Origin of the sequence: Bacillus sp. AR8-1, assembly GCF_008042345.1 — a bacterium.
In the GTDB taxonomy this organism is placed as follows: Bacteria; Bacillota; Bacilli; order Bacillales; family Bacillaceae_G; genus Bacillus_A; species Bacillus_A cereus.
The window spans coordinates 1-955 of the sequence record NZ_QNUB01000094.1 but is presented as its reverse complement, the minus strand read 5'-3'; the positions used below and the strand labels follow the sequence as shown (position 1 = coordinate 955).

Here is a 955-nt window from a genome sequence, read left to right as displayed (position 1 = left end):
GTTTAGGACCACTATTCGATCAAGGTTCACTTGCATATGGAATTGGTAATACAATTGAATTGTTCTATTTATGGAATATCATTTTAATTTGGCTAGGGTTACAAATTACAGCTGGAGTAAGTAAAGTGAAGGCAGCTATTCCAATTATTGTTTTATTCATTATTAAAGCGGGATTCCTAGCTGCGATTGTTGTATTGATTGCAAAGTTCTTACCTGGTTTGCCTGTATAATAATATGATTGAATTAAAGGGTGACTCTTCAAGAGAGTCACCTTTTTTATTTTTACCCTTACTTCAAATACCGCCAACAAAATTTCAAATACTATCTAGTGTAATTTCAAATTCCATCGGTAGTATTTGAAATTACTCACAGTGAAATCTTTTCTTTATTTTTATATTGTGAAGGTACCGCGGAATACTAGAAAGGTATACCTTTTAGAAACGGGTACTGTGTGAAGCCAGCGACTTTTACAGAGGTAGTTGTTTTGTATGAAGGAATGATTGTAAATCAAATAAAGAAATTAGGTATTCGCCAAGATTATGAAGAGTATTATCAATGTGGTTTAATTGGTCTTTGGCATGCGTATGAAAGATTTGATGCAAAGAAGGGGTATTTCCCTGCATATGCACTTGTAACAGTGCGTGGTTATATATTAGAAAGATTGAAGAAAGAATCTACTGTACAAGAAAGATATGTATGTGTAGGAGAGTATGAGGATATCTTTCATTTTGAAGACGTTGAAATGAGAGTGAAGGAATTTATGAGTGTGTTAGATGAGAAGGAGAAGTATATTATTTTTGAACGTTTTTTTGTAGGAAAGACGATGGGAGAAATCGCTTTAGAGACGGAAATGACATATTATCAAGTAAGATGGATGTATCGGCAAGCACTCGAGAAAATGCGAGATAGTGTAAGAGGATAAAAATAACAAATAGAATGGACGGTAAGGAAATAC

The 955-nt window shown here is 33.7% G+C and carries 1 protein-coding gene and 1 pseudogene; both read left to right on the top strand.

Translation table 11 applies throughout. From position 1 onward, the window contains the following. A pseudogene (locus tag DN400_RS29290) lies at positions 1-230 on the top strand (DUF1282 family protein); the annotation flags it as partial. A gap of 221 nt (positions 231-451) precedes the next feature. Beyond that, positions 452-922 (top strand): sigma-70 family RNA polymerase sigma factor, encoded by a 471-nt coding sequence (locus DN400_RS29285; protein ID WP_147801566.1) that lies wholly within the window; start codon positions 452-454, stop codon positions 920-922. Positions 923-955: the final 33 nt, after the last annotated feature.